A 23,542-nucleotide genomic window follows, 5' to 3' on the forward strand; every position below is an offset into this window, starting at 1 on the left:
CCATGAACGTCCAGATACAACCTCCGCGGACACCGGCCGAGGCGGCGCTGATCGATGCCTTCGGCGAGCGGCTGTCGCTCTTGCCGGGCAACGGCGAGGTGACGCTGAAGCGTGACGCCGCCATCGAGGCCATCAAGGCCGGCCTGCCGACGCGCCGCATCGAAGCCTGGCATTACACGGACCTGCGCCGTCTGCTGACCGCAGTTCCGGCTTTCGACGCTACAGCGAAGGCCACGCCGGTCGCTCCGCTCATCGAGGGATCCTCGATATTGGCGCTGCTCAACGGCGCTGCCGGCAAGGCGCCCGCAATCGAGGGCGTCACGATCTCGGCTGTCTCCGAAAAGCTCGGTGACGGCACCTACGCGTCGGCACTTGGTGCGCAGGATGCGGACGATGCCATTGGTGCGCTGAACAGCGCCTTCGTGGCCGACGGCTGGCTGCTGGATATCGCAGACGGCACGGTGCTGGAGAAGCCGATCGAGCTGCAGAACGTGCAGGCCGGTGGGCAGGTCCATGCGCGTCTCGCCGTGAAGGTGGGCGCGGGCGTGACCGCTACCATCGTCGAGCGTCAGACCGGCACGGGCGCCGCGCTCGTCTCGTCGGTCGACAATGTGGTGGTCGGCGAGGGCTCCAACATCACCTGGCTGATCGTGCAGGAGCAGCCGGATACGGCAACCCATCTCGGACAGTTCAACGCCTGGATCGGCAAGGACGCCAAGCTGACGCTGTTCGTCATGAACACCGGCGGTAAGCTTGTGCGTCAGGAGATCCGCGTCGTCACCAAGGGCCAGGGCTCGGACTTCCAGCTGCGCGGCGTCAACCTTCTGGCAGGCGACACGCACACCGACGTCACCATGGTGCTCGACCACGCCGTGCCGCATACCGGATCGCGCGAGATCGTGCGCAACGTCGTCACCGGCAGGGCGAACGGCGTGTTCCAGGGCCGCATCAACGTGCACCAGGTGGCGCAGAAGACCGACGCGCGCATGGCGTGCAACACGCTGCTGCTTTCGGACGAGGGCGAGTTCTCGACCAAGCCGGAACTCGAGATCTTCGCCGACGACGTGCAATGCGGCCACGGCGCTACCGTCACCGAAATCGACCGCAACCATCTGTTCTACCTGATGGCGCGCGGCATCGACGAGAAGACGGCGCGCGGCCTTCTGGTCAAGGCGTTCGTTGCCGAGGTGATCGAGGAACTGGAAGACGAGCCGGTGGTCGATGCGCTGGAAGCGCTTCTCGACAACTGGTTCCAGGCGCACGGGTGAACCATGAATGCACCGGCGAATATCGTTGGGAGCTTTGACGTCGAGGCCGTACGCCGCGACTTCCCCATCCTGTCGCGTGAGGTCTATGGCAAGCCGCTCGTCTATCTGGACAGCGGCGCCTCGGCGCAGAAGCCGCAGGCCATGCTGGACGCGGTAAACCATGCCTATGCCAACGAATACGCCAATGTGCATCGCGGCCTGCATTTCCTGTCCAACGCCGCGACCGACGCTTACGAGAAGTCGCGGGAAACGGTTCGCCGCTTCCTGAATGCCGGGAGCGTGGACGAGATCATCTTCACCAAGTCGACCACGGAAGCGATCAACCTGGTCGCCTACGGTTTTGGCATGCCGAATATCGGCGAGGGCGACGAGATCGTCCTGTCGATCATGGAGCACCACTCCAACATCGTGCCGTGGCATTTCATCCGCGAGCGGCAGGGGGCCAAGCTGGTCTGGGTGCCGGTGGACGACCAGGGTGCGTTCCATATCGAGGAATTCGAAAAGCGCCTTACCGACCGCACCAAGCTGGTTGCGATCACCCAAATGTCCAACGTGCTGGGCACGGTCACGCCGATCAAGGAGATCGTGCGGATCGCCCATGAGCGGGGCATTCCGGTCCTCGTCGACGGCAGCCAGGCGGCGGTTCACATGCCGGTGGATGTCCGCGATCTCGATGCCGACTTCTACGTCTTCACCGGCCACAAGGTCTATGGCCCGAGCGGCATCGGCGCGCTCTACGGCAAGCGCGAGCTGCTTGAGCGCATGCGCCCCTTCCAGGGCGGCGGCGAGATGATCCTCGAAGTGACTGAGGACAACATCACCTACAACGAGCCGCCGCACCGCTTCGAGGCGGGCACGCCGCCCATCGTGCAGGCGATCGGGCTTGGCGCGTCGCTCGATTACATGGAGAAGATCGGCCGCGAGGCGATTGCCGGGCATGAGGCGGACCTGAAGCAATACGCGCATGAGCGCCTGCGCGCCATCAACTCGCTACGCATCTTTGGCGACGCGCCGGGCAAGGGCGCCATCGTGTCCTTCGAGCTTCAGGGCATCCACGCCCATGACGTGTCGATGGTCATCGACCGCCAGGGCGTTGCGGTCCGTGCCGGCACCCATTGCGCCCAGCCGCTGTTGAAACGGTTCGGCGTAACCTCCACATGCAGGGCATCTTTCGGCATGTACAACACCAGGGCCGAGATCGACGTTTTGGCCGAAGCGCTTGAAAAGGCACGGAAATTCTTCGGATGACGATGGACGATATGAGCGCTGCAGTCGAGAACCCTGCCGGAGAGCAGGCCACAGGGTCGGTTTCGACCATTCCCGCCGAGGAACTGGCGCGTCTGACCGACGACATCATTTCGGCGCTGAAGACGGTCTACGATCCGGAGATTCCGGCCGACATCTACGAGCTTGGCCTCGTCTACAAGATCGACATCGAGGACGACCGCTCGGTGAAGATCGACATGACTTTGACCGCCCCCGGTTGCCCGGTGGCGGGCGAAATGCCGGGCTGGGTGCAGAATGCCGTGGGCGCTGTCGAAGGCGTTTCGGGCGTCGAGGTCAAGATGACCTTCGATCCGCCATGGACGCCGGACCGCATGTCGGAAGAGGCTCAGGTGGCCGTCGGCTGGTATTGATCACGGCTTGCATGAGGCTCAAGACTCTACCATCTTGAGGGCATCCGGCAGGCCTTTAACCTGCCTGGCATGGAGACAGAAGAATGGGACGCTTTGCCGTCATCAGCATGACCGAACGGGCCGCAGCCCGGGTCAACGAGATCGTTGAAGCCCGCGAGAACGCCAAGGGCATTCGCCTGGGCATCAAGAAGGGCGGCTGCGCGGGCATGGAATATACGGTCGACCTGGTGACCGAACCGAACCCCAAGGACGACCACATCGAGCGCGAAGGCGCCCATGTCTATGTCGCGCCGGAGGCGGCGCTGTTCCTGCTCGGCACGGAGATGGATTTCGAGGTGACGACGCTGCGCACCGGCTTCACCTTCCGCAACCCGAACCAGAGTTCGGCCTGCGGCTGCGGTGAGTCTGTCGAGCTGAAGCCTGCCGATCTGAAGGCGCTTGCCGAGGCGCGTTCCGCCGGCGCTGCCTGATCTCCCCGGTGAGCGCCGAGGCATATCGCTGGCGCTGTGCCTGTTGCGGCGACGAACGGGTCGGCCTGCCGATGGATATGGCCTTCGCCGCACCGCTCGATTGGGAGACGCTTGACCAAGCGACTGCCAGCGCTTCGTATTTGGATGACGATTTCTGCGAAGTGCGTCACGCCAACGGTGTGGTCGACCGCTTCATACGTTGCCTGCTGCCCCTGCCGGTTCCGCGTATCGGGGACGAATTTCGCTTCGGCGTCTGGATGTCGGTTTCGGAGAACAGCTGGAACGTCTACCAGGCAGCGTTCGACAGCGGTGTTTATCGCGAAGCCGGCTGCTTCGGCTACCTCATGCATGATATCCCGGAATATACGGGCTCGTACCTGCTGCACGCCGACGTGAGATTCCGCCCTGATCGACTGCGTCCCGTTGTTTTTCTGCACGAGGCCGATCATCCATTGGTTGCCGCACAGAGCGACGGCATCGACGTGACGCAGATAGAGCGCTGGGCCGCGATGATGCACGGACGGTAAGCACGCCTGCCGGTCATTCCACCCAAACACCCTGACGTTTGTGCCACCCGACGATGGATTCGCGCGGGTAGAGCTCGAATGTGAGGTCGCCGGGCCGGATATCCGGCTCCACCCACGACGCCTTGTATTTCAGCATCAGATGCACGCGCTGCGGCGGGCTTGGCAGTTCGCTGTCGATTGCCGAGGCGAAGGGGTGCACCAGTTCCGGCCATGTCGGATCGTAGAGCCATAGCGCCGATCCGCACTCGCGGCAGAAGCGGCGCTCGCCGGACGAGACTTCGGGCGTCGGTCGCTCCTCGTCGCAAATGGTCGCGCGATAGAGGCCGAGATGCTTTTCACCCTTCACCTTCAGCGTGTCCGATATGGCCGCCAGATTGATCGTGTAGCCTCCGCCGCCCTCCTGCTTGCGGCAGATTGAGCAGTAGCAATATTGATAGGGCACGGGCGTGTGGCTCTGAACCTCGAAGCTGACAGCCCCGCAAGTGCATGAACCCTTGAGCAGCATCGGCATCGGTGCTTTCCTCCTCAAATCGATGGCCCGCAGAGAATCTAGGGGAATTACACGATGACGGAAGCCGATATTGCCGACCTCTTTGCCGGTCTCGGCCAGGTCAGTGTGCGCAGGATGTTCGGCGGCAAGGGCATCTATTTCAATGGCGTCATCTTCGCCCTTGAGTTACGCGGCGAGCTGATGCTCAAGGCCGATGCCGAAAGCGCCCCCGATTTCGAGGCGGCCGGATGCACGCAGTGGACCTATACCGGCTCGCCGCACGGCAAAACCGTTGCGATGCCCTATTGGTCCGTTCCGGACGGCGCCATCGACGATCCGGAGGAAATGGCGATCTGGGCCCGCAAAGCCTATGAGGCTGGCCTGCGCGCCGAGAAATAGGCATCCGACCGAGCTCCGGCGTCTCCCTGCATAATGCTGGCCCGAACCTGCAGGCTGGTGTATCTTTAAATTCTAATATGTCTGCCCGAACGGGCAGGCTGTGCGACCGACCGGCGACAGGCGAGCCGGTTTTTGTGCGTGCATAGGCTTTTGGACGCCAAAAAATCCTCGCCATCCGTTTCGCCGCGCCGGTTGCCGGAGATGCGAAAGGAGACGGATATGGGCATTGCGCTGACGATGCAGGAATATCTGGAAGACAACCATGTCGCCTACGACGTGGCGCGGCATGGCAAGACCGGCTCGTCGGCGATGACCGCCCAGGCGAGCCATGTACCAGGCAACTCACTTGCCAAGGGCGTGGTGCTTAGATGGGACAGCAGCTATCTGCTGGCCGTGGTACCGGCCTCGACGCATGTCGACCTCGAAAGCGTTCGCAAGCTGGTGGGTGAGCAGGTGCAGCTTGCCTCCGAGGCGGAAGCAAGCACGCTGTTCCCCGATTGCGAAATGGGTGCGGTGCCGATCTTCGGTGCGCCGTACCGCCTCGCTAGCGTGGTCGACGAGCAATTGGAGGCCCACGGTGACATCTACTTCGAGGGCGGCGACCATCGCACGCTGGTGCATGTGACGGGCGACGGTTTCCAACGGCTGATGTACGGCATGCCACACGGCAGAATCAGCTCGTAGAAATGTCCCCGTACCCACGATGTGAAAGGGGCCGGCGATCTGCCGGCCCCTTTGTTTTGTGGATTCGATACATCAAAACCACACATGGCCGATGCCGTGGTTAACGGATTGAGGATCGACGCACTTGCGGGCTGGCCCGCGCTCTGATTCCTTGAGATTGTCCGCCAAATGAACTGATTCTCTCGTCCTGCCGCGTTTTCGCTCGGCGATGGGCCGGCAGGGGCAGGATCGAAGGCCATAGCCCAAGGAACAAGACCGACAAATGACCACGCCCAAGAAGCCCGAAATCTCCGAAATGAGGCCGCGCCTGACCGTCATCGGCGTCGGCGGTGGCGGCGGCAATGCTGTCAACAACATGATCGCTGAAGGCTTGCAGGGCACCGAATTCATCGTCGCCAACACGGATGCTCAGGCGCTGACCATGTCCAAGGCGCCGCGGTTGATCCAGCTTGGCACGCATGTCACCGAAGGCCTAGGCGCGGGCTCCATGCCGGAAATCGGCTGCGCGGCCGCCGAAGAGTCGATCGACGAGATCATGGATCACCTGTCGGGCACCCATATGTGCTTCGTCACCGCTGGCATGGGCGGCGGCACCGGCACCGGCGCGGCCCCCGTGGTGGCACGCGCGGCGCGCGAGGCGGGCATGCTGACGGTTGCCGTCGTGACCAAGCCGTTCGATTTCGAAGGCCGCCGGCGCTTGCAGGTTGCCGAGCGCGGCATCGAGCTTCTGCGCCAGTGCGCGGACACCGTCATCGTCATTCCGAACCAGAACCTGTTCCGCGTGGCGAGCGCCAAGACGACGCTGGCGGATGCATTCGTCACCGCCGACCGCGTGCTCTATTCCGGCGTTTCCTGCATCACCGACCTCATCGTCAAGGAAGGCCTGATCAATCTCGACTTCGCCGACGTGAAGACGGTGATGAAGGACATGGGCCGCGCCATGATGGGCACCGGCGAGGCTTCGGGCGAGGGGCGCGCCAAGGCTGCCGCCGAAGCGGCAATCGCCAACCCGCTGCTCGATGAGGAATCGATGCGCGGCGCCAAGGGCGTGCTGGTCTCGATCTCGGGCGGCATGGACATGACGCTGTTCGAGGTGGACGAGGCGGCGACCCGCATCCGCGAGGAGGTCGACGACGACGCCAACATCATCGTCGGCTCGATCTTCGACCGCAATCTCGAAGGCAAGTTCAAGGTCTCGGTCGTTGCCACCGGCCTGGAAGGCCAGGCCAGCCGGCAGCCCTTCTGACGAAAGCGCGCCCGCTCAACCCGTGATGTGGAAGCGGGCGGGCACCGCGTCGGGCTCGACCTCGCCGAATTCGACGGTGACGACGGTCGCTCCGGCCGGCCCGATCCAGAGGCGCTCGAGCATGTCGGCTATGGCGCTTTCGGAGCCGACCAGAAGCGCCACGACCGAGCCGTCGGGCTCATTGCGCACCCAGCCGGTCAGGCCGAGCCTTTCGGCCTCGCGCAACGTCCACATGCGAAAGCTGACGCCTTGCACGCGGCCGGTCACTTGCGCCATTACCGCCTTGCGGTGCTTTTCCAACGGTGCCTCCAGCGGCTTTCTGTGAAATCTGGAGCGCGACGTAGCAAGGGCAACCGGATTTGCCAATCGGGCGGAGCTTGGGCGACGGAAGTGACCGGGACATTGAAAAGCATCCTGCGCACATCGCGTCCGTAGCTTCGATACAGGAAGGCGCGCCAATGGATGAACTCGCCGCCCTCGCGGGCCTGTTTGCGATCGCTTTCGTCGCGGCAACGATCCTGCCCGCGCAATCGGAGGCAGCACTTGCCGGCCTGGTCGTCCTCGGCACGTCTTCGCCCGTTACGCTGGTTCTCGTGGCGAGTGCGGGCAACGTGCTGGGCTCGTTGGTGAACTGGCTGATCGGCCGGCGCGTGGACGCCTTTCGCGACAAGCGCTGGTTTCCGGCAAGCCCCAAGATGCTCGACCGCGCGAGTGGCTGGTACCGGCGCTATGGGCGCTGGTCGCTGCTGCTCAGCTGGATGCCCATCATTGGCGATCCGCTTACGCTCGTGGCAGGCGTTCTGCGCGAACCTCTCTGGAGTTTTGTCCTGCTCGTGGCATTGGCCAAGACGGCCAGATATGTGGCCGTGGTGGCCGCAGTGATGGCGGCGCAAGCATAGTTTTTGCGCGAAGCCCGGCTTGTCTGCAGCAACCTTCCGTCGAAAATGGCGCCCCAGTGGGCCTTAGGCGTAGCCAGAAGCCCAAACTAAGGGTGTGTTCACAGTGCAACAGTAGCGCGGTGCGTGACAAAAGTGTTCACGAAACACAATGGACAAAATTATTTTCGCGATGAAGACTAGAGGCAGGCCAATATTGGAGATGCCTGCATGTCGTACCTCGATTTGCCTGCTCTTGAAGCTACTCCAGTAAGCACCGACCCCTATCCTCATGTGGTCGTGCCCAAATTCGTTCAGGCCAAAAGACTTCCGGAGGTGATTGCGGACTTTCCGAAAGTTCCCGGCCCGGGCTCTCATCCCCCCAGCGAGCTTACGATCAAGGGTGGTTTCAAGTCTGTCGTCGATGAGTTGCTGGGCGACGGGTTTCGCAACGCGGTCGAACGCAAGTTCGGCGTCGACCTTGCGGGCAAGCCGACCATGTACACAGTGCGCGGCTACACCCGTCAGAAGGACGGCGGCATCCACACCGACAGCAAGACCAAGATCGTCACCGTGCTGCTCTATCTCAACGAGGCGTGGGACCCGGATGGCGGCCGGCTGCGGTTGCTGCGGAACGGCACCGACCTCGAGAATTACGCACGCGAAATCCCGCCCATCGAAGGCAACATGCTGATCTTCCTGCGGTCGGATTCATCTTGGCACGGCCACAAGCCCTTCGCGGGCCGCCGCCGCGCCATCCAGCTCAACTGGGTGACCACGCAGGAAGTGGCCGACAAGGAACAAGCCCGCCACCGTTTTTCCACGCGGATCAAGAAGCTGACTTCGCTGGTGACCGGGCGAGGGGCGTGAGGCAGAGGCGATCCATGGCGGCGATCTCCTGACAGCGCAATCAAGGCGGGCCTGCAAGAACCCGCTCCCATTCGCGCGAGCAGATGAGAGCGGGAAGTGACATGCAATAGGAACTCCCGATGTGGAAGAGTTCCCATTGCTTTGACTCATTTCTTCCTTTTTGCCTTGTCGGCAGCCTGAGTAAGTGCCGATGCCGCGACGGACTTAACCGCCTTCGGGGTCTTGGGATTGCTCAGAAGTTTGGAGGCCTTGGAGGCAACCGATTTCGAGGTGGTCTCATTTCTTGTCATATGATCTCCGATCAGTTGGGCATCAGGCGCCGCAGCTACCTCGACTCTGAAACCCGACTCCCTCATATGGTGACCTTGCTACAGGAGGAGGCCGTCAGGTCTCTTCGCCCCGCGTGGGCTTAGGCTTATTCGCGGTATCCAAAGCCGATCCGAGAGGGTCGGCTTTGGCATTTTCTAGACCGATGCGATTTCGGGATGATTGTTCCCGCTTTGTCCCCTTTGCAATTTCGGCCCGGTCTTGCGACCGGGCCGAACTAACTCGTTAAGTCAGATTTTCCTCAGCTGCACCCGCTCGTGCTGCCACACGTGTCACACTTCTCGCAGGTGCCGTTGCGGACCATAGTGAAGTTTTGGCACTCCGAGCACATGTTGCCGGTGTAGCCCTGCATGATCGCGCGGCTGCGGCGTTCGGCGGCCTTGGCCTTGGCGTCGGCCACTTCCTGGGCCGCGGCCTCGGTGAACAGCGCCGAGGTGGTGTCCTCGCGGATCTCCTCGGCCAGCTCCTTCGCCCGCTCCTCATAGTCGCGCTTGAAGGCGGTTGCCTCTTCGGCGAGCTCCGAAGTCACGGGCTTGAGTGCGGTCACCGTGCCCGACGAGATCGAACGCACATTCGAGCCCGAATAGGCGGTCGGCGCGGTCTTGGTCGGCTGGCCGGCGGGAGCGCCGCCAAAACCCTTAGGCTCGGAGCCGGCGACGCCGGACACCACCTTCAGCGGCGCGCCGCGGGTCAGGCCCTTGGACACCGGGGTCTTGCCCTCGGAAATGCCGCGACCGACCGAGGTGTTCGAGAAGTCGCTGATGTCGACATGGGCCAGATCGTTGCGGCCGATATAGGAGATGGCCAGTTCGCGGAACACATAGTCGATGATCGACGTGGCGTTCTTGATCGCGTCGTTGCCGATGACCATGCCGGCCGGCTCGAACTTGGTGAAGGTGAAGGCGTCGACATATTCATCGAGCGGCACGCCGTACTGCAGGCCGATGGAGATCGCGATGGCAAAGTTATTCATCATCGCGCGGAAGGCCGCACCTTCCTTGTGCATGTCGATGAAGATCTCGCCCAGGCGCCCGTCGTCGAACTCGCCGGTGCGCAGGTACACCTTGTGACCGCCGATGACGGCCTTCTGCGTGTAGCCCTTGCGGCGGTTCGGCAGCTTCTCGCGCTCGCGCACCACCTTCTCGATGACGCGCTCAATGATCTTTTCGGTGACGGCAACGGCCTGTGCGGCAGCCGGGGCGGCAACCAGAGCCTCGACGGCGTCCTCGGCATCCTCTTCGTCGTCCTGGATCAGCGAGGCATTCAGCGGCTGGCTGAGCTTCGAGCCATCGCGGTAGAGCGCGTTGGCCTTCAGCGCCAGCTTCCAGGAGAGCATGTAGGCGTTCTTGCAGTCCTCGACCGTCGCCTCGTTGGGCATGTTGATGGTCTTGGAGATGGCGCCCGAGATGAAGGGCTGGGCAGCCGCCATCATGCGGATGTGGCTTTCAACCGAGAGATAGCGCTTGCCGATCTTGCCGCACGGATTGGCGCAGTCGAACACCGGATAATGCTCGGCCTTGAGGAAGGGCGCGCCTTCCAGCGTCATCGCACCGCAGACATGGATGTTGGCGGCTTCGATGTCCTTCTTGGAGAAGCCGAGAGCCGGCAGCATCTCGAAGGAGAAGTCGTTGAGCTGCTCGTCGGTGAGGCCGAGCGACTGCTTGCAGAAGTCTTCGCCTAGCGTCCACTTGTTGAACACGAACTTGATGTCGAACGCGCTCTTGAGGGCCGAATTCAGCGTCTCGATCTTCTCGTCGGTGAAGCCCTTGGCCTTCAGCGTCGAGGGGTTGACGCCCGGCGCCTGGTTCAGGTTGCCATGGCCGACCGCATAGGCTTCGATCTCGGCGATCTGGCTTTCCGAGTAGCCCAGCGTGCGCAGGGCTTCCGGCACGGCGCGGTTGATGATCTTGAAGTAGCCGCCGCCGGCGAGCTTCTTGAACTTCACCAGGGCGAAGTCGGGCTCGATGCCGGTGGTGTCGCAGTCCATGACCAGGCCGATCGTGCCGGTCGGCGCGATAACGGTGGCCTGCGCGTTGCGATAGCCGTGCTTTTCACCGAGCTCGATGGCGCGGTCCCAGGCAGCCTGGGCGTGGAGGACCAGCTCGGCCTGCGGGCAATCCTCGGCAATCAGGCCCACCGGGTTGACCGACAGCTTCTCATAGCCGTCCTTGTCGCCATAGGCGGCGCGGCGGTGGTTGCGCATGACGCGCAGCATGTTTTCGGCGTTGCGCTCGTAGTCGGCGAAGGCGCCGAGCTCACCGGCCATCTCGGCCGAGGTGGCGTAGGCAACGCCGGTCATGATCGCGGACAGCGCGCCGCAGATGGCGCGGCCTTCCTTTGAGTCATAGGGAATGCCCGCGGTCATCAGCAGGCCGCCGATATTGGCATAGCCGAGGCCGAGCGTGCGGTACTCGTAGGAGAGCTTGGCGATTTCCTTGGACGGGAACTGCGCCATCATCACCGAGATTTCGAGCACCATGGTCCATAGGCGCACGGTGTGCTCGTAGGCCGCGATGTCGATGTCGCCATTGGCCTGCCGGTAGGGCAGGAGGTTGATCGAGGCGAGGTTGCAGGCCGTGTCGTCGAGGAACATGTATTCCGAGCACGGGTTCGAGCCACGGATCGGGCCGGCCGCCGGCGAAGTGTGCCAGTCGTTCATCGTGGAGTTGAAGTGCAGGCCCGGATCAGCCGACGCCCAGGCGGCGTAGCCGATCTTCTCCCACAGGTCGCGGGCCTTCAGCGTCTTCAGCACCTTGCCGTCCTTGCGGGCGGTCAGCTTCCAGTCGCCGTCATTTTCCACGGCGCGCAGGAAGTCGTCCTTCAAGGAAATCGAGTTGTTCGAGTTCTGGCCGGAAACGGTCAGATAGGCTTCCGAATCCCAATCCGTGTCGTAGGTCTGGAAGTCGAGCGAGTTGTAGCCCTGGCGCGCGAACTGGATGACGCGCTGGATGTAGTTTTCCGGCACCGAGTTCTTCTTGGCGGCGCGGATCTCGCGCTTCAGCGCGGTGTTGATCGCGGGGTCGAAGCAGTCGTCGTCCTGCCCTTCGCAGTTCACGCAGGCAGCCATGATCTTGGTCAGGTGCTGCTTGACGATCTTGGAGCCGGTGACGAGGGCTGCCACCTTCTGCTCTTCCTTGACCTTCCAGTCGATGAAGGCCTCGATATCCGGATGGTCGGCGTCGACGATGACCATCTTGGCGGCGCGGCGGGTGGTGCCGCCCGACTTGATCGCGCCTGCGGCGCGGTCGCCGATCTTGAGGAAGCTCATCAGGCCCGACGACTTGCCGCCGCCCGAAAGCTTTTCGCCTTCGCCGCGCAGCATGGAGAAGTTGGAGCCGGTGCCCGAGCCATACTTGAACAGGCGCGCCTCGCGCACCCACAGGTCCATGATGCCGCCCTCGTTGACGAGGTCGTCACCGACCGACTGGATGAAGCAGGCATGCGGCTGCGGGTGCTCATAGGCCGACTTGGACTTGGTCAGCTTGCCGGTGAAGGGGTCGACGTAATAGTGGCCCTGGCCGGGGCCGTCGATGCCATAGGCCCAGTGCAGGCCGGTGTTGAACCACTGCGGCGAGTTCGGTGCCACGCGCTGGGTGGCGAGCATGTAGGACTGCTCGTCCTTGAAGGCGAGGGCGTCGGCTTCGGAGTCGAAGTAGCCGCCCTTCCAGCCCCAATAGGCCCAGGTGCCGGCGAGACGGTCGAAGACCTGGCGGGCGTCGCGCTCGGAGCCGTAGCGCTCGTTTTCGGGCAGTTCGGCCAGCGCCTCTTCATCGGCCACAGAACGCCACAGGAAAGAGGGAACGTCGTTCTCCTCGACCTTCTTCAGGCGAGCGGGCACACCGGCCTTGCGGAAATACTTTTGGGCGAGGATGTCGGCCGCGACCTGGCTGAACTGCGCGGGCACGTCGATGTCTTCGAGCCGGAAGACGATCGAACCGTCCGGGTTCTTGATTTCGCTCACCGCTTTGCGGAATTCGATTTCCGCGTAAGCCGATTGTCCGTCCTTGGTGAAACGACGCTCGATGCGCATGGGTTCGTCCTCAAGTCCCTATATGTAGCGCCTATCCATTGGAAACCGTCGCAGTTCCCATATGTAGGCGCGTGCCCTTTAAAATCCCACCCGGACCTCTTCGGTCCGGCCCCGATTCTCGCGCCAGCCAGGAGTGCCGTTCCGTCGTTGCCGTGACGGTTTGGCGACCCTTGAGCGACTGGCCCGAAGGTCCTTTTCCAACAGCTTGGTTGTGAGTCCCCTTTGCGGAGGTGGTCACATTACCTGGTGCTGCATGGTGGCCGCAAACACTAAATATAGTGCTAACAACTTATTTTTCCAGCTTCATGCCGGACGTTACAGGCAAAAAAATCCCGAAAAAAATCCATGCGTTTGCCTGCCGCCGAAACGGGCAAAACCGCCAGAACGCGTGGATATTCGGGATTGAAAGACCGGCTTCAGAAAACCGCCGGCCGCGCCCTGAACAAGGGCACGTGGCCCATATGAGACGACTCGTGATTCATCGTCAAGAGTTCGTTTCTGTAACTTTTATGACCCCAATATCTTGTGTGTCAGATGTGTGGATAACGGGGACAGGAGCGGTTCGGAAGCTCTTGGCTGTGAATGATTTTGTCCGGCCGGTTGATCGCCGATTTCCGGTGTGTGCAGCCGATCGCGGCTAACGATCCTCGGGGAGGGCGCGGGCGAAGGGCCGAGGGTCAGGAAAAGCTGCCGAGCACCAAGAAGACCAGCGCGCCCAGAAGGGCCGACGCGGGCACGGTGGTGGCCCAGGCCGTGATGATCGTGGTCAGATGGGCGCGCCGCACCAGCTTTCGCCGATTGAGTTCTTCGACCGAGGGCAGCTTGCGCGGATCTTCATCGGAGTCGTCCTCGTCGGCGAAGTCGTCCTCGGTCAATCCGCGCTTGCTGCGCTTGCGCTCCAGCTTGCGCTGCAAATAGGCCCGGCGGTGCGCGGAGTGGGCGATGTACCACTCGCGAAACACGCCGACGCCGAACACCGCGCCGACGGCGATGTGGGTCGAACTGACCGGCAAGCCGAACCAGGATGCGGCGATGACGATGATCGCCACTGCCAGCGCCACCGAATAGGCGCGCATGGGGTTGAGCTTGGTGATCTCGCCGCCAACGATGCGGACGAGTTTTGGCCCATAGAGCAGCAGGCCGCAGGAGATGCCGAGCGCGCCGATCAGCATCACCCACAGCGGAATATCGACGATATCGGTCACCTGGCCGATCTTGGCTGCATGCACGATCGCTGCCAGCGGCCCCACCGCATTGGCGACATCGTTGGCGCCATGTGCGAAGGAGAGCAGGGCGGCCGAGCCGATCAGCGGCAGCCGGAAGAGGGCCCGCAGCGAACGGTTGCGGTTCGGCATGCCTTGCGACTGCCGCAGCACGGAGCGGTTGGAGATCGCCCAGGCCGCGATGAAGGTGCCGACGCCGATCAGAGCCGTCATCGGCAAGCCAAGGTGTAGGCCGAGCCTGGTCACCAGATAGGTCGCGAAGGAGCCGACCATCAGCGCGGTCAGCACCGGAACCCAGCGCCGCGCGGCAGCGATCTTGTCGTCCTGATAGATGATGGCCGTCTTGATGCAGGCCTGGAAGACGATGGCAGCCCCGGCGCCGAGGGCAGGGGTTACGATCCAGGAGGTTGCGATCGTCGCCATCGACAGCCAGTTGATGGCGTCGAGACCTGCGGCGGCCGCGGCCGCGCCCACCACACCGCCCACGATGGCGTGGGTGGTCGAGATCGGCGCACCGACCCAGGTGGAAAAGTTGATCCACAGCGCCGAGGACACCAGTGCCGCAAGCATCAGCCTGATCATCAACGAGGGATCGACAAAGACCTCGGGCCGGACGATCTCGGAGGAAATGGTGGCGACCACCGTGTCGCCGGCAACAAGGGCGCCCATGACCTCGAAGATGGCCGCCAGCACCAGCGCGCTGACCATGGATATTGCCTTGGCCCCGACAGCCGCGCCGACATTGTTGGCGACGTCGTTGGCACCGATGTTCATGGCCATGTAGGCCGCAAGGGCAGCGGCGACGATGACGACCAGAGCGCGCGGCTCGCCAAACGCATAGATCGAGGCGGCGGCTGCAGCCAAAAGCAGGAAGACCAGCGCCAGGCCCGGTGCCGTCAAACCACGCAGGACAAAGCCGGTTGCCTCCTCGATATCAGCGAGGCGGCCAAGGTCCTTGTCGAGTGTGTGCTTGCCGCGCGAGGTACGGTTCATCGGCGTGCCCGTACTTGCTGCAGCCCGTCGAAGGCAAGGGTGAAAGCGCTGCCTGCTGGCTTGTACATGGTCCGCAGGCTAGGCTCAGGCGGCGGCTTTATGCGAGCGCTGGCCAAAGCGCTTGATGAGTTCGCCGAGATCCGGTTCGCGGACCAGACCGGCAGCCCGCGCGGCGGGGAACCATTCGCGACGGCGCTGACCCTTTTCCCGCCACTTCGGCCTTATCTCGGTTACTTCCATGGGGAACACCAGCACCTCGCAGCGCCGTGGCAGGCCGGAGGGCTGCACCTTGCCATAGAAATAACGGCCTATGTCAATTTGAGACATCATGCCGGTGATGCCGGCCTCCTCGGCCGCCTCGCGTGCCGCGGATTCGAAGAGCTGTTCGCTGCCTTCCGGCCATCCCTTGGGCAGAACCCAGCGGCCGGTATCGCGGCTGGTAATCAGCATGATCTCCACTTCGCCTTCATGGAGGCGCCAGGGCAGGGCTGCCACTTGCACACGACTGGGCATTCCTCCGAAGAGGCGCCGGATCCGCTCAGCGATGCGGTTGCGTGTGGTGTGGCTGATAAACATTGCTGCGATCTTCCTACGATCTCCGATTCGTTTGCCGTCTCACGAATATTAGGGTTAATTGCGTGTAATAAAAGTCAAAAACCTGCGCAACCTGATCAATTTCAGGTGCCTCGCAAGGCTAGTGACTGTCGGGAGCTTTCGGCTGATTGCTCCCGATCATATGGGATTTGGCTGTCCGGAAAATCAACCGGGTCTGCAAGCAGGAAGACTTGCGGCCATCAGCCGGCGTGATCTTCCGCGATGGGCTTCTGATAGGTGAATCCCATATCCCACGGGAAGTATATCCACGTATCCTGTGACACTTCCGTGACGAAAGTGTCTACCAGCGGGCGTCCCTTGGGTTTTGCGTAGACTGTGGCGAAATGCGCCTTGGGCATCATGGCCCGCACGATCGCCGCCGTCTTGCCGGTGTCGGTGAGGTCGTCGATGATCAGGGTGCCTTCGCCGTCGTCCTCGAGCAGGGCCGGGTTGATGTCCTTGAGGACCTTCAGCTGCCCCTGCGAGGAGTAGTCGTGGTAGGAAGCGACGCAGACGGTCTCGATGACGCGGATGCCGAGTTCGCGCGAAATGATCGCCGCCGGCACGAGGCCGCCGCGGGTGATGCAGACGATCGCCTTCCACTGGCCGTTCACACCGGAAAGCCGCCAGGCAAGCGCGCGGGCGTCACGGTGGAACTGATCCCAGGATACGGGAAATGCTTTTTCGGGAAGGGACATGTGGCTCGGCACTCCGATGGCGCGCTCGACGCGCGCTAAGATTGGGGAATGCGGGCGCAATTAGCCGGAAAGACCGCCATTTGGCAAGCCTTTCCGGCATTTCAGTCTGTGCTTAACGACAAAAGGTTAGCGGCGAGCTTGGAGGCCCGCGGAATCCGCGTTGTGGCCGGGTCTCACGCTGCCTTTACGGTCAGCGCGACATGAAGGTCGCCACGGGCATGGATTGAAGGACGGTGCGGGTGATGCCGCCGAACAGCAGCTGGCGCAGCCAGGAATGGCTGTAGGCACCGAGAACCAGAAGGTCGGCGTCGGTGCCAGCGATGCGCGCCTGCAGGATATGGTCGACCGAGCGCCCGCGCGAGGCTTCGGCAACGACGCTTACATTCACCCCGTGCCTGGAAAGCGCGGTGGCGATTTCGGCCCCTGAAGCCTCTGCATCCTGTTCGACATCGTCAGGCGGATCGATGACGAAGACCTCCGTGTGCTCCGCCTCCATCATCAGCGGAAGCGCGTCGAAGGCGGCCCGCGCTGCTTCGCGGCTGCCGTTCCATGCCAGCAGCACGCGCTGGAAGCTGCCGTCATGCGCAGGGCCGGCATGCGGCACGATCAGTACCGGCCGGCCGGATTCGAACAGCAGCGCATCGACATCGGCGGTGGCGGAGGACTCGGAATGCGGGTTGCGCTGTGCGGCAATAACGAGATCGGCACAGCGCGCGCTCGAAATTCCGGAGTGCGCGCTGTCGCCGGAAAAGCTCTCCAGGCTGCGCCATTCGAAGGAGAGCCCCGCGCCGCGCAGGCGGCCGCGGAACATCGCCTGCAAGGCGTCGGCGCGTTCCTTGTTGATCTCTGCCGTGGTTTGCAGGAATTCCGTGTCGGGAAAGCCGACCGCCGATGTGTAGGCCACCGGCAGCGCCTCGGCATGGACGCCGATCAGATGGCTCTGGTAACGCGCTGCGAGCGGGATGGCGCAATCGAGCACGCGCTCGGCGTCGTCCTTGCTTTGGATGATGGCGACGATCGTCTTGAACGACATTGGCGGCCTCCGTGGTGGCGCTGGCAGGATCCCTGCACGGCGCACTTTATCACCAACCGGAGGGTTCCGCACGAAGCGTCGCGTGACGCTTTAGTCGGGCTTTGCGCTGGCCTCGACGATGCCGGCGACCATGCTTGCGACCTCGGCGCGGGCAGCTTCCAGCGCCTCGGGCGAACGGGCGCGCACCACCAGTTCGGTCCAGAACGAGCCGTCGAGATATTTCGGGTAGGAACCGATGATCGTGTCGGGGTGACGCTGCTGGATCTCGGCCAGCGGGCCGCCGATCGTGCCTTCGCCGAAGGGGCATTCGACCGTCACCGACAACAGCTTGGTGCCGGTCTGGAGCGTGGGCACCACATTGTCGAGCATGGCCTGGAAGATCGCCGGCACACCGGCCATCACATAGACGTTGCCGATATGGAAGCCGGGCGCCATGGAAACGGGATTGTCGATGTGCTCGGCACCGTGCGGCATGCGGGCCATCCGCTTGCGCGCCTCGGTGAACTCCATGCCGCGGCTGGCGTAGTTGGTTTCCATCATCGCATAGGCCTTGGCGTCGTATTCGCAAGGCACGCCGAAGGCCTTGGAGACTGAGTCGGCGGTGATGTCGTCATGGGTGGGGCCGATGCCGCCAGTGGTGAACACATAGGTGTAGCGCGCCCTCAGCGCATTCACAGCCGCGACGATCTCGTCCTCCTCGTCGGGAACGATCCGCACTTCCTTCAGGTCGATGCCGATCGCCGTCATGATGTCGGCGAGGTGGCCGATATTGCGGTCCTTGGTGCGGCCCGACAGGATTTCGTCGCCGATGATGACCATTGCTGCGGTGACGATGTCGACCATGTCGCTGCTCCCGAAATTGACTGAATTCGTGAGATAGCCCGGCGCGCCGCGGCGGGCAATGGTGCGCAAACAGTGAACGAACTGTCGGCAACTTGAGAATTTCCAATGAACGATCGAGGCACTACATCGGTGACCGAAAGGCGGGACACGATCCGCCTCCGATCTTTCCCGACTGAAGGAGTTTTACGATGGCAAAGGTTCTGGTGCTCTACTATTCGAGCTGGGGTCACATGGAGCAGATGGCGATAGCCGCTGCGGAAGGCGCACGCGAAGCCGGCGCGCAGGTCACCATCAAGCGCGTTCCCGAACTGGTGCCCGAAGCCGTTGCCAAGGCCGCCTACTATAAGCTCGACCAGGTGGCGCCGATCGCCGACCCGCTCGAACTCGAGAACTATGACGCCATCATCATCGGCACCGCCACCCGCTACGGCACGATGGCCGCGCAGATGAAGAACTTCCTCGACCAGACCGGTCCGCTCTGGGCGCGCGGCGCGCTGCTCAACAAGGTCGGCTCGGTGATGGTTTCGACCGCCACCCAGCACGGCGGTGCGGAACTGGCGCTGATCAACGCCCAGATCCACCTGCAGCACCACGGCATGGTCATCGTGCCGCTGTCCTATGCCCATCAGGGCCAGATGGGCAATGACGTCGTCCGCGGCGGCGCGCCCTACGGCATGACCACGACCTCGGATGGCGACGGTTCGCGCCAGCCTTCGGCCCAGGAACTGGAAGGCGCGCACTTCCAGGGCAAGCGCGTGGCCGAGATCGCTGCACGCCTGCACGGCTAATCTTTTCGCCTCCAGCGAAAGCAAGAACGGGCGGTTCCTCGCGGAGCCGCCCGTTTCATTTTCAGTCTCGATTTCAGAAAGTCGAATTGAATCAGTCGCTATCAGGCCTTTTGAGTCCAGTGCCGCATGAACGGCTCACCGCGCTGCAGCTGCGGGGCGGGGTGGAATTCGTGGCCAAGCGTGGCGGCGGCGCGCCATGGCCAGCGCGGATCGGCGATCAGCGCGCGGGCGATGGCCACCATATCGGCCTTGTCCTCGCGGATGATGCTGTCGGCCTGACGGGGATCGTCGATCATGCCGACGGCGCGCGTGGCAATGCCTGCACCCTCGCGCACGGCGGTTGCCAGATGTACCTGGTAACCCGGTCCGGTCGGAATATTCTGGAGCGGTGAATTTCCGCCGCTGGAGCAGCAGATATAGGACAGGCCCGCTTCCTTGTAGGCGCGCGCGACCTCGACCGCTTCCTCGACCGTGAAGCCGCCATCGACCCAGTCGGTGACCGACATGCGCGCGCCGATCATGAGCTCAGGCGCAGCCTCCCGGACGGCGTGGGCCACGGCCAAGGGGAAGCGCATGCGGTTCTCCAGCGAGCCGCCCCATTTGTCGGTGCGCTTGTTGGAGAGCGGCGACAGGAACTGGTGCAGCAGATAGCCATGCGCCGAATGCAGTTCGATGAAGTCGAAGCCGACCCGGATGGCGCGGCGCGCGGATTCGGCAAACAGCGAAACGAGGCGCTGCATGCCGGCCTCGTCCAGTTGATGCGGCACCTGCCAGCCTTCGGCAAACGCGATCGGCGAGGCCGAAACGATCGGCCATGTGTCTTCCGGGCCGAGCGCATTGCCGCCTTCCCAGGGCCGGCGATTCGCCGCCTTGCGGCCGGCATGGGCGAGTTGCACGCCGAATTTCGCGCCCGGATGGGCAACGCGGCGGGCGGCATCCAGCGTGCGCTTGGCCGCCGCCTCGTTGTCGTCCGAATAGAGGCCGAGGCAGCCATGCGTGATGCGGCCGCGCCGTTCCACGTCGGTCATCTCGACCGTCACCATGCCCGCGCCGGACATGGCGAGATTCATCCAATGCTGGAGATGCCAGTCGGTGGCCGAGCCGTCCTCGGCCGAATACTGGCACATCGGCGCAACGGCGATGCGGTTGGGGAACTCGAGATTGCCCAACGTGATGGGGGTGAAAAGGTCCGTGCTCATGCCAACTCCGAAAACTGGCGGGCAACGGGGCCGCTGCCCGCTTTGAGGAAATGGTGCGGACGGCGGGACTTGAACCCGCAAGACCAGAGGTCGGCAGATTTTAAGTCTGCTGCGTATACCAGTTTCGCCACGTCCGCCTCGGCGACACTGGTAACCATGCCGGACGAGATTGCAAGCCCCAGCATGAGACGAGACACAACGAGAAAGTGCGCTGCCCGTTCCGGCGGCGCCGTCGCAATTGCCCGGCTATTTGCCGTCGATGAAATCGAGCACCGATTTGCTGTAGCCGTCGGGGTTCTGCAGCATGGCGAAATGGCTGACATCTGGCAGGATGATCAGCTTCGCGCCCGGAATCACGGAGGCGATATATTCGGTATGCGCGCGCTTGATCGCCTCGTCGTGGTCGCCGGCGACGATTGCCGTCGGCACCGTGATCTTCTGCAACTGCTCCTTGGTCCAGGCCGGCTGGCTTTCCCACATATGGCTGATCTGTCCGACGAAGGCATCGTATTCGCCGGGGGTCTTGGACAGGCGGGCATAATCCCTGCCTGAACGCAAGATATAGGCGGCGAAGGTCTTGTTGGTGAGCACGCCCGGATCGACGCCGTCGGTGGTGACGTTGGCGGCCTGCGCATAGAGCTTGGTCAGGCGCTCCGGATGGTTCATGGCGATGTCGAGGCCGATGATGCCGCCATCGCTCCAGCCTACGAGAGCCGTCTTGTCGATCTTGAGATGGTCGAGGAGCGCCAGATAATCCGACGCCATGAGGTCGTAGCCGAAGGGCTGGTCGTTGCGCGTCGAACGGCCATGGCCGCGGCTGTCGGCGACGATCACCTTATGCGTCTTCGACAGTGTCGCCACCTGGCTTGCCCAGATATCCGCATGGCCAAGCCCGCCATGGATCAGCAGGATCGGATCGCCGGACCCATAGACCGCATAATACATGTCGATGCCATTGACTTTGGCATAGCCGCTTTCGACGGCAGGCGGCATGGGGGCGGGTTCAGGCAAGGTCTCCCAGCGTTCCAGCGCCTGGGAGGCGCTCACCGGGAACAGGATCAAGAACGCAAACGCCAATGCAGTCCACAAAGCACGCATATCGGTCTCCGCGAGGTTTGAGCGGCAAGATCGCCGCAGTCGTTCCGATGGTAACCTGCCGCAAGGGAAGTTCGCATGCAAGAAAGGCAAGTTGCCTAGGCTGCCCCAATGCGGATCAGACTCCCGTACAACGTCCGTAGAGCGCAGAACTTTTTCAAATGAAGTTATCCGCTTAGGGAGTTATCTTGAAGTCAGGCGATCGGAAGGTGCGCTCTCTGGCGCGATGCTTTCGTGGAACTGACCAACTGGCCAAACCAGCCAAGGCTTGGCACAGTCGGCAAAAGGGAGTTTTGACGACATGACCCAGAAGCAGGTTTTTGGTCCACCCAAGCCTTGGGCCGAGATGGCGCCGGCGCTCGTCGATGTCGCTATGGGGCGCAAGCCTGCGGATCTGGTGGTGCGCAACGGGCGCTGGGTCAATGTCCATTCGGGCGAGGTGATCCCCGGCACCGATCTTGCGATCGTCGGTGGCCGTTTCGCCTATTGCGGGCCGGATGCCGGCCACGCCATCGGGCCGGACACCAGGGTGGTGGATGCCGGCGGCCGCTACCTCGTGCCGGGCCTGTGCGACGCGCATATGCATGTCGAGAGCGGCATGGTGACGGTGACCGAGTTTTCGCGCGCGGTCATTCCGCATGGCACGACCTCGATGTTCATCGACCCGCACGAGATCGCCAATGTGCTGGGGCTCGAAGGCGTGCGACTGATGCACGATGAAGCGATGGCCATGCCCATCAATGTCGGCGTCCAGATGCCGTCCTGCGTGCCTTCCGCGCCGGGTCTGGAAAACGCAGGTGCCACCCTCACACCGAAGGACGTGGCAGAGGCGATGACCTGGCCGAATATCATCGGGCTTGGCGAGGTGATGAATTTTCCGGGCGTCGCGGCCAACGATCCAACCATGGTGGGCGGCGTCGCGGCGACGATGAAGGCGGGCAAGACCGTTGGCGGGCACTATGCATCGCCCGATCTTGGCCTGCCGTTCCACGGCTATGTTGCCGGCGGACCGGAGGACGACCATGAGGGCACACGCGCCGACGACGCCATCGCCCGCGTGCGCCAGGGCATGAAGGCGATGCTGCGCCTCGGCTCGGCCTGGTATGACGTGGCATCGCAGATAAAAGCGGTGACCGAACAAGGACTTGACCCACGAAACTTCATCCTTTGCACCGACGACAGCCATTCCGGCACCCTGGTGCATGAGGGGCATATGGACCGCGTCGTCCGCCATGCTATTTCGCAGGGATTGAAGCCGGTGACGGCGATCCAGATGGCGACGATCAACACGGCCCAGCATTTCCGCATGGAGCGCGAGATCGGCTCGATCGCGCCGGGCCGGCGCGCCGATTTCCTGATCGTCTCCGATCTCGCCGATATGAAGATCGACGAGGTCTATGGCCGTGGCGTGCGGCTGGCGAAGGGTGGCAAGCTCGAAATCGACATCCCGGCCTACGACTATCCGGTAAGCGCCAAGAACACGGTAAAACTCGGCAAGAAGCTCGCGGCGGCGGATTTCGACATCAAGGCACCGGAGGGCGCCAATGAGGTGCGCGTGCGCGTCATCGGCGTGATCGAGAACCAGGCCCCGACGCGAGCCCTGGAGGCCGACCTGCCGGTCGAGAACGGGCTGGTGGCGATGGATCGCCGCAACGACGTCTGCCAGATCGCGCTGGTGGAGCGGCATCGCGGCACCGGCAGCGTGACCAACGGTTTTGTCTCCGGCTTCGGCTATCTGGAAGACTGCGCGCTGGCTTCGACCGTGGCGCATGACAGCCACCACATGATTGTTGTGGGAACCAGCAAGGATGACATGGCCAAGGCTGCCAACCGTCTGGGCGAGGTCGGCGGCGGTGTAGTGCTGTTCTCCAAGGGCAAGGAGCTGGCGCTGGTCGAAATGCCGATCGCCGGCCTGATGTCCGACGAGCGCGCCGAGATCGTGGCCGAAAAGGCCGAGAAGCTTGTCGAGGCGATGCGGGCCATGGGCTGCAACCTCAACAACGCTTACATGCAGCATTCGCTGCTGGCGCTGGTGGTGATCCCGGAACTGCGCATCTCGGATGTCGGCATCATAGATGTCACCAGGTTCGAGAAGGTGGGTTTGTTCGTGTAGGTCGTGCGTGTTGCATCGGCTTTGTGTGGATGAATTCGGCGAGTGATTTGCGCCAAGTCATTGAAACGACTGGCGGCAAAAGAAAGTCACCACCTCTTTCATCCCCCATCTGTCCGCTCCCCGCATAATTGCGTGCATCG

The 23,542-nt window shown here is 62.9% G+C and carries 22 protein-coding genes and 1 tRNA gene; 12 read left to right on the forward strand and 11 right to left on the reverse strand.

The features are described 5' to 3' along the window. Positions 1-2 precede the first annotated feature (2 nt). From sufD to M2281_RS17145, 5 genes are all read left to right on the forward strand, one after another. Complete coding sequence (sufD, locus tag M2281_RS17125; RefSeq protein ID WP_280822377.1) at positions 3-1,268, forward strand: Fe-S cluster assembly protein SufD; 1,266 nt, start codon at positions 3-5, stop codon at positions 1,266-1,268. Positions 1,269-1,271: 3 nt separating this feature from the next. Then, on the forward strand, positions 1,272-2,516 hold the full coding sequence (locus M2281_RS17130) for a cysteine desulfurase (protein WP_280822378.1): 1,245 nt from the start codon (positions 1,272-1,274) through the stop codon (positions 2,514-2,516). Between the two features lie 2 nt (positions 2,517-2,518). Continuing rightward, positions 2,519-2,905, forward strand: a complete 387-nt coding sequence (locus M2281_RS17135; protein WP_425537747.1) for an SUF system Fe-S cluster assembly protein — start codon at positions 2,519-2,521, stop codon at positions 2,903-2,905. A gap of 83 nt (positions 2,906-2,988) precedes the next feature. After that, positions 2,989-3,375: a Fe-S cluster assembly scaffold SufA gene (sufA, locus tag M2281_RS17140; protein ID WP_280822379.1), complete on the forward strand. Its 387-nt coding sequence runs from the start codon at positions 2,989-2,991 to the stop codon at positions 3,373-3,375. A gap of 8 nt (positions 3,376-3,383) precedes the next feature. Continuing rightward, positions 3,384-3,902, forward strand: coding sequence for a DUF2199 domain-containing protein (locus tag M2281_RS17145; protein ID WP_280822380.1), 519 nt, complete (start codon positions 3,384-3,386; stop codon positions 3,900-3,902). Between the two features lie 13 nt (positions 3,903-3,915). On the opposite strand, the gene M2281_RS17150 is transcribed toward M2281_RS17145, so the two are convergent. Then, positions 3,916-4,413, reverse strand: coding sequence for a GFA family protein (locus M2281_RS17150; RefSeq protein ID WP_280822381.1), 498 nt, complete (start codon positions 4,411-4,413; stop codon positions 3,916-3,918). 54 nt (positions 4,414-4,467) lie between these two features. Here M2281_RS17150 and M2281_RS17155 point away from each other — a divergent pair, with 54 nt between their 5' ends. The 3 genes from M2281_RS17155 (at position 4,468) to ftsZ (ending at position 6,721) form a co-directional block, all read left to right on the forward strand. Then, a complete protein-coding gene (locus tag M2281_RS17155; RefSeq protein ID WP_280822382.1) occupies positions 4,468-4,791 on the forward strand; it encodes a TfoX/Sxy family protein in 324 nt (107 codons plus the stop codon). A 219-nt stretch (positions 4,792-5,010) separates the two neighbouring features. Further along, positions 5,011-5,475: an aminoacyl-tRNA deacylase gene (locus tag M2281_RS17160; protein WP_280822383.1), complete on the forward strand. Its 465-nt coding sequence runs from the start codon at positions 5,011-5,013 to the stop codon at positions 5,473-5,475. Positions 5,476-5,737: 262 nt separating this feature from the next. Continuing rightward, positions 5,738-6,721 (forward strand): cell division protein FtsZ, encoded by a 984-nt coding sequence (gene ftsZ, locus M2281_RS17165; RefSeq protein ID WP_280822384.1) that lies wholly within the window; start codon positions 5,738-5,740, stop codon positions 6,719-6,721. Between the two features lie 15 nt (positions 6,722-6,736). Here ftsZ and M2281_RS17170 read toward each other — a convergent pair whose 3' ends face one another. After that, positions 6,737-7,021: an acylphosphatase gene (locus tag M2281_RS17170; RefSeq protein ID WP_280822385.1), complete on the reverse strand. Its 285-nt coding sequence runs from the start codon at positions 7,019-7,021 to the stop codon at positions 6,737-6,739. A gap of 158 nt (positions 7,022-7,179) precedes the next feature. Here M2281_RS17170 and M2281_RS17175 point away from each other — a divergent pair, with 158 nt between their 5' ends. Together M2281_RS17175 and M2281_RS17180 are read left to right on the forward strand one after the other, a co-directional pair. Further along, the gene (locus tag M2281_RS17175) at positions 7,180-7,620 is read left to right on the forward strand and encodes a YqaA family protein (protein ID WP_280822386.1); all 441 of its coding nucleotides are present in this window, start codon (positions 7,180-7,182) and stop codon (positions 7,618-7,620) included. Positions 7,621-7,827: 207 nt separating this feature from the next. Further along, a complete protein-coding gene (locus tag M2281_RS17180) occupies positions 7,828-8,466 on the forward strand; it encodes a 2OG-Fe(II) oxygenase (protein ID WP_280822387.1) in 639 nt (212 codons plus the stop codon). Positions 8,467-9,034: 568 nt separating this feature from the next. Here M2281_RS17180 and M2281_RS17185 read toward each other — a convergent pair. From M2281_RS17185 to M2281_RS17210, 6 genes are all read right to left on the reverse strand, one after another. Next, positions 9,035-12,823 (reverse strand): vitamin B12-dependent ribonucleotide reductase, encoded by a 3,789-nt coding sequence (locus tag M2281_RS17185; RefSeq protein WP_280822388.1) that lies wholly within the window; start codon positions 12,821-12,823, stop codon positions 9,035-9,037. Positions 12,824-13,500: 677 nt separating this feature from the next. After that, positions 13,501-15,039, reverse strand: a complete 1,539-nt coding sequence (locus tag M2281_RS17190) for an inorganic phosphate transporter (RefSeq protein WP_280822389.1) — start codon at positions 15,037-15,039, stop codon at positions 13,501-13,503. Positions 15,040-15,123: 84 nt separating this feature from the next. Continuing rightward, entirely contained in the window at positions 15,124-15,615 is a 492-nt protein-coding gene (locus M2281_RS17195) for an NUDIX hydrolase (protein ID WP_280822390.1), read from the reverse strand. A gap of 218 nt (positions 15,616-15,833) precedes the next feature. Continuing rightward, positions 15,834-16,331 (reverse strand): xanthine phosphoribosyltransferase, encoded by a 498-nt coding sequence (gene gpt, locus M2281_RS17200; RefSeq protein WP_280822391.1) that lies wholly within the window; start codon positions 16,329-16,331, stop codon positions 15,834-15,836. 190 nt (positions 16,332-16,521) lie between these two features. Next, positions 16,522-17,364 carry a universal stress protein gene (locus M2281_RS17205; protein WP_280822392.1) on the reverse strand — a complete coding sequence of 281 codons (843 nt, stop codon included), beginning with the start codon at positions 17,362-17,364 and terminating at the stop codon, positions 16,522-16,524. 90 nt (positions 17,365-17,454) lie between these two features. Further along, complete coding sequence (locus M2281_RS17210) at positions 17,455-18,207, reverse strand: competence/damage-inducible protein A (RefSeq protein WP_280822393.1); 753 nt, start codon at positions 18,205-18,207, stop codon at positions 17,455-17,457. A 188-nt stretch (positions 18,208-18,395) separates the two neighbouring features. On the opposite strand from M2281_RS17210, the gene wrbA reads away from it, so the two are divergent. Next, positions 18,396-18,995, forward strand: a complete 600-nt coding sequence (wrbA, locus tag M2281_RS17215) for an NAD(P)H:quinone oxidoreductase type IV (protein WP_280822394.1) — start codon at positions 18,396-18,398, stop codon at positions 18,993-18,995. A gap of 101 nt (positions 18,996-19,096) precedes the next feature. Here the strand turns inward: wrbA and M2281_RS17220 are convergent, their stop codons facing one another. The 3 genes from M2281_RS17220 to M2281_RS17230 all read right to left on the reverse strand — a co-directional run bounded on the left by M2281_RS17220 (position 19,097) and on the right by M2281_RS17230 (position 21,292). Then, on the reverse strand, positions 19,097-20,194 hold the full coding sequence (locus tag M2281_RS17220; protein WP_280822395.1) for an NADH:flavin oxidoreductase/NADH oxidase: 1,098 nt from the start codon (positions 20,192-20,194) through the stop codon (positions 19,097-19,099). A 51-nt stretch (positions 20,195-20,245) separates the two neighbouring features. After that, positions 20,246-20,331: transfer RNA gene (locus M2281_RS17225), tRNA-Leu, on the reverse strand. A 109-nt stretch (positions 20,332-20,440) separates the two neighbouring features. After that, a complete protein-coding gene (locus tag M2281_RS17230; RefSeq protein ID WP_280822396.1) occupies positions 20,441-21,292 on the reverse strand; it encodes an alpha/beta fold hydrolase in 852 nt (283 codons plus the stop codon). 298 nt (positions 21,293-21,590) lie between these two features. Here M2281_RS17230 and ade point away from each other — a divergent pair, with 298 nt between their 5' ends. After that, on the forward strand, positions 21,591-23,402 hold the full coding sequence (gene ade / locus M2281_RS17235; protein ID WP_280822397.1) for an adenine deaminase: 1,812 nt from the start codon (positions 21,591-21,593) through the stop codon (positions 23,400-23,402). Positions 23,403-23,542 lie beyond the last annotated feature (140 nt).

The organism is Pseudaminobacter soli (ex Li et al. 2025) (assembly GCF_029892515.1).
In the GTDB taxonomy this organism is placed as follows: domain Bacteria; phylum Pseudomonadota; class Alphaproteobacteria; order Rhizobiales; family Rhizobiaceae; genus Pseudaminobacter; species Pseudaminobacter soli_A.

Bases quoted from the DNA above. Each gene is read 5' to 3' on its own strand.
- sufD (WP_280822377.1), top strand. From the start codon at position 3: ATGAACGTCCAGATACAACCTCCGCGGACACCGGCCGAGGCGGCGCTG.
- M2281_RS17130 (WP_280822378.1), top strand. From the start codon at position 1,272: ATGAATGCACCGGCGAATATCGTTGGGAGCTTTGACGTCGAGGCCGTA.
- M2281_RS17135 (WP_425537747.1), top strand. From the start codon at position 2,519: ATGGACGATATGAGCGCTGCAGTCGAGAACCCTGCCGGAGAGCAGGCC.
- sufA (WP_280822379.1), top strand. From the start codon at position 2,989: ATGGGACGCTTTGCCGTCATCAGCATGACCGAACGGGCCGCAGCCCGG.
- M2281_RS17150 (WP_280822381.1), bottom strand. From the start codon at position 4,413: ATGCCGATGCTGCTCAAGGGTTCATGCACTTGCGGGGCTGTCAGCTTC.
- M2281_RS17155 (WP_280822382.1), top strand. From the start codon at position 4,468: ATGACGGAAGCCGATATTGCCGACCTCTTTGCCGGTCTCGGCCAGGTC.
- M2281_RS17160 (WP_280822383.1), top strand. From the start codon at position 5,011: ATGGGCATTGCGCTGACGATGCAGGAATATCTGGAAGACAACCATGTC.
- ftsZ (WP_280822384.1), top strand. From the start codon at position 5,738: ATGACCACGCCCAAGAAGCCCGAAATCTCCGAAATGAGGCCGCGCCTG.
- M2281_RS17175 (WP_280822386.1), top strand. From the start codon at position 7,180: ATGGATGAACTCGCCGCCCTCGCGGGCCTGTTTGCGATCGCTTTCGTC.
- M2281_RS17180 (WP_280822387.1), top strand. From the start codon at position 7,828: ATGTCGTACCTCGATTTGCCTGCTCTTGAAGCTACTCCAGTAAGCACC.
- M2281_RS17185 (WP_280822388.1), bottom strand. From the start codon at position 12,823: ATGCGCATCGAGCGTCGTTTCACCAAGGACGGACAATCGGCTTACGCG.
- M2281_RS17190 (WP_280822389.1), bottom strand. From the start codon at position 15,039: ATGAACCGTACCTCGCGCGGCAAGCACACACTCGACAAGGACCTTGGC.
- M2281_RS17195 (WP_280822390.1), bottom strand. From the start codon at position 15,615: ATGTTTATCAGCCACACCACACGCAACCGCATCGCTGAGCGGATCCGG.
- gpt (WP_280822391.1), bottom strand. From the start codon at position 16,331: ATGTCCCTTCCCGAAAAAGCATTTCCCGTATCCTGGGATCAGTTCCAC.
- M2281_RS17205 (WP_280822392.1), bottom strand. From the start codon at position 17,364: ATGTCGTTCAAGACGATCGTCGCCATCATCCAAAGCAAGGACGACGCC.
- M2281_RS17210 (WP_280822393.1), bottom strand. From the start codon at position 18,207: ATGGTCGACATCGTCACCGCAGCAATGGTCATCATCGGCGACGAAATC.
- wrbA (WP_280822394.1), top strand. From the start codon at position 18,396: ATGGCAAAGGTTCTGGTGCTCTACTATTCGAGCTGGGGTCACATGGAG.
- M2281_RS17220 (WP_280822395.1), bottom strand. From the start codon at position 20,194: ATGAGCACGGACCTTTTCACCCCCATCACGTTGGGCAATCTCGAGTTC.
- M2281_RS17230 (WP_280822396.1), bottom strand. From the start codon at position 21,292: ATGCGTGCTTTGTGGACTGCATTGGCGTTTGCGTTCTTGATCCTGTTC.
- ade (WP_280822397.1), top strand. From the start codon at position 21,591: ATGACCCAGAAGCAGGTTTTTGGTCCACCCAAGCCTTGGGCCGAGATG.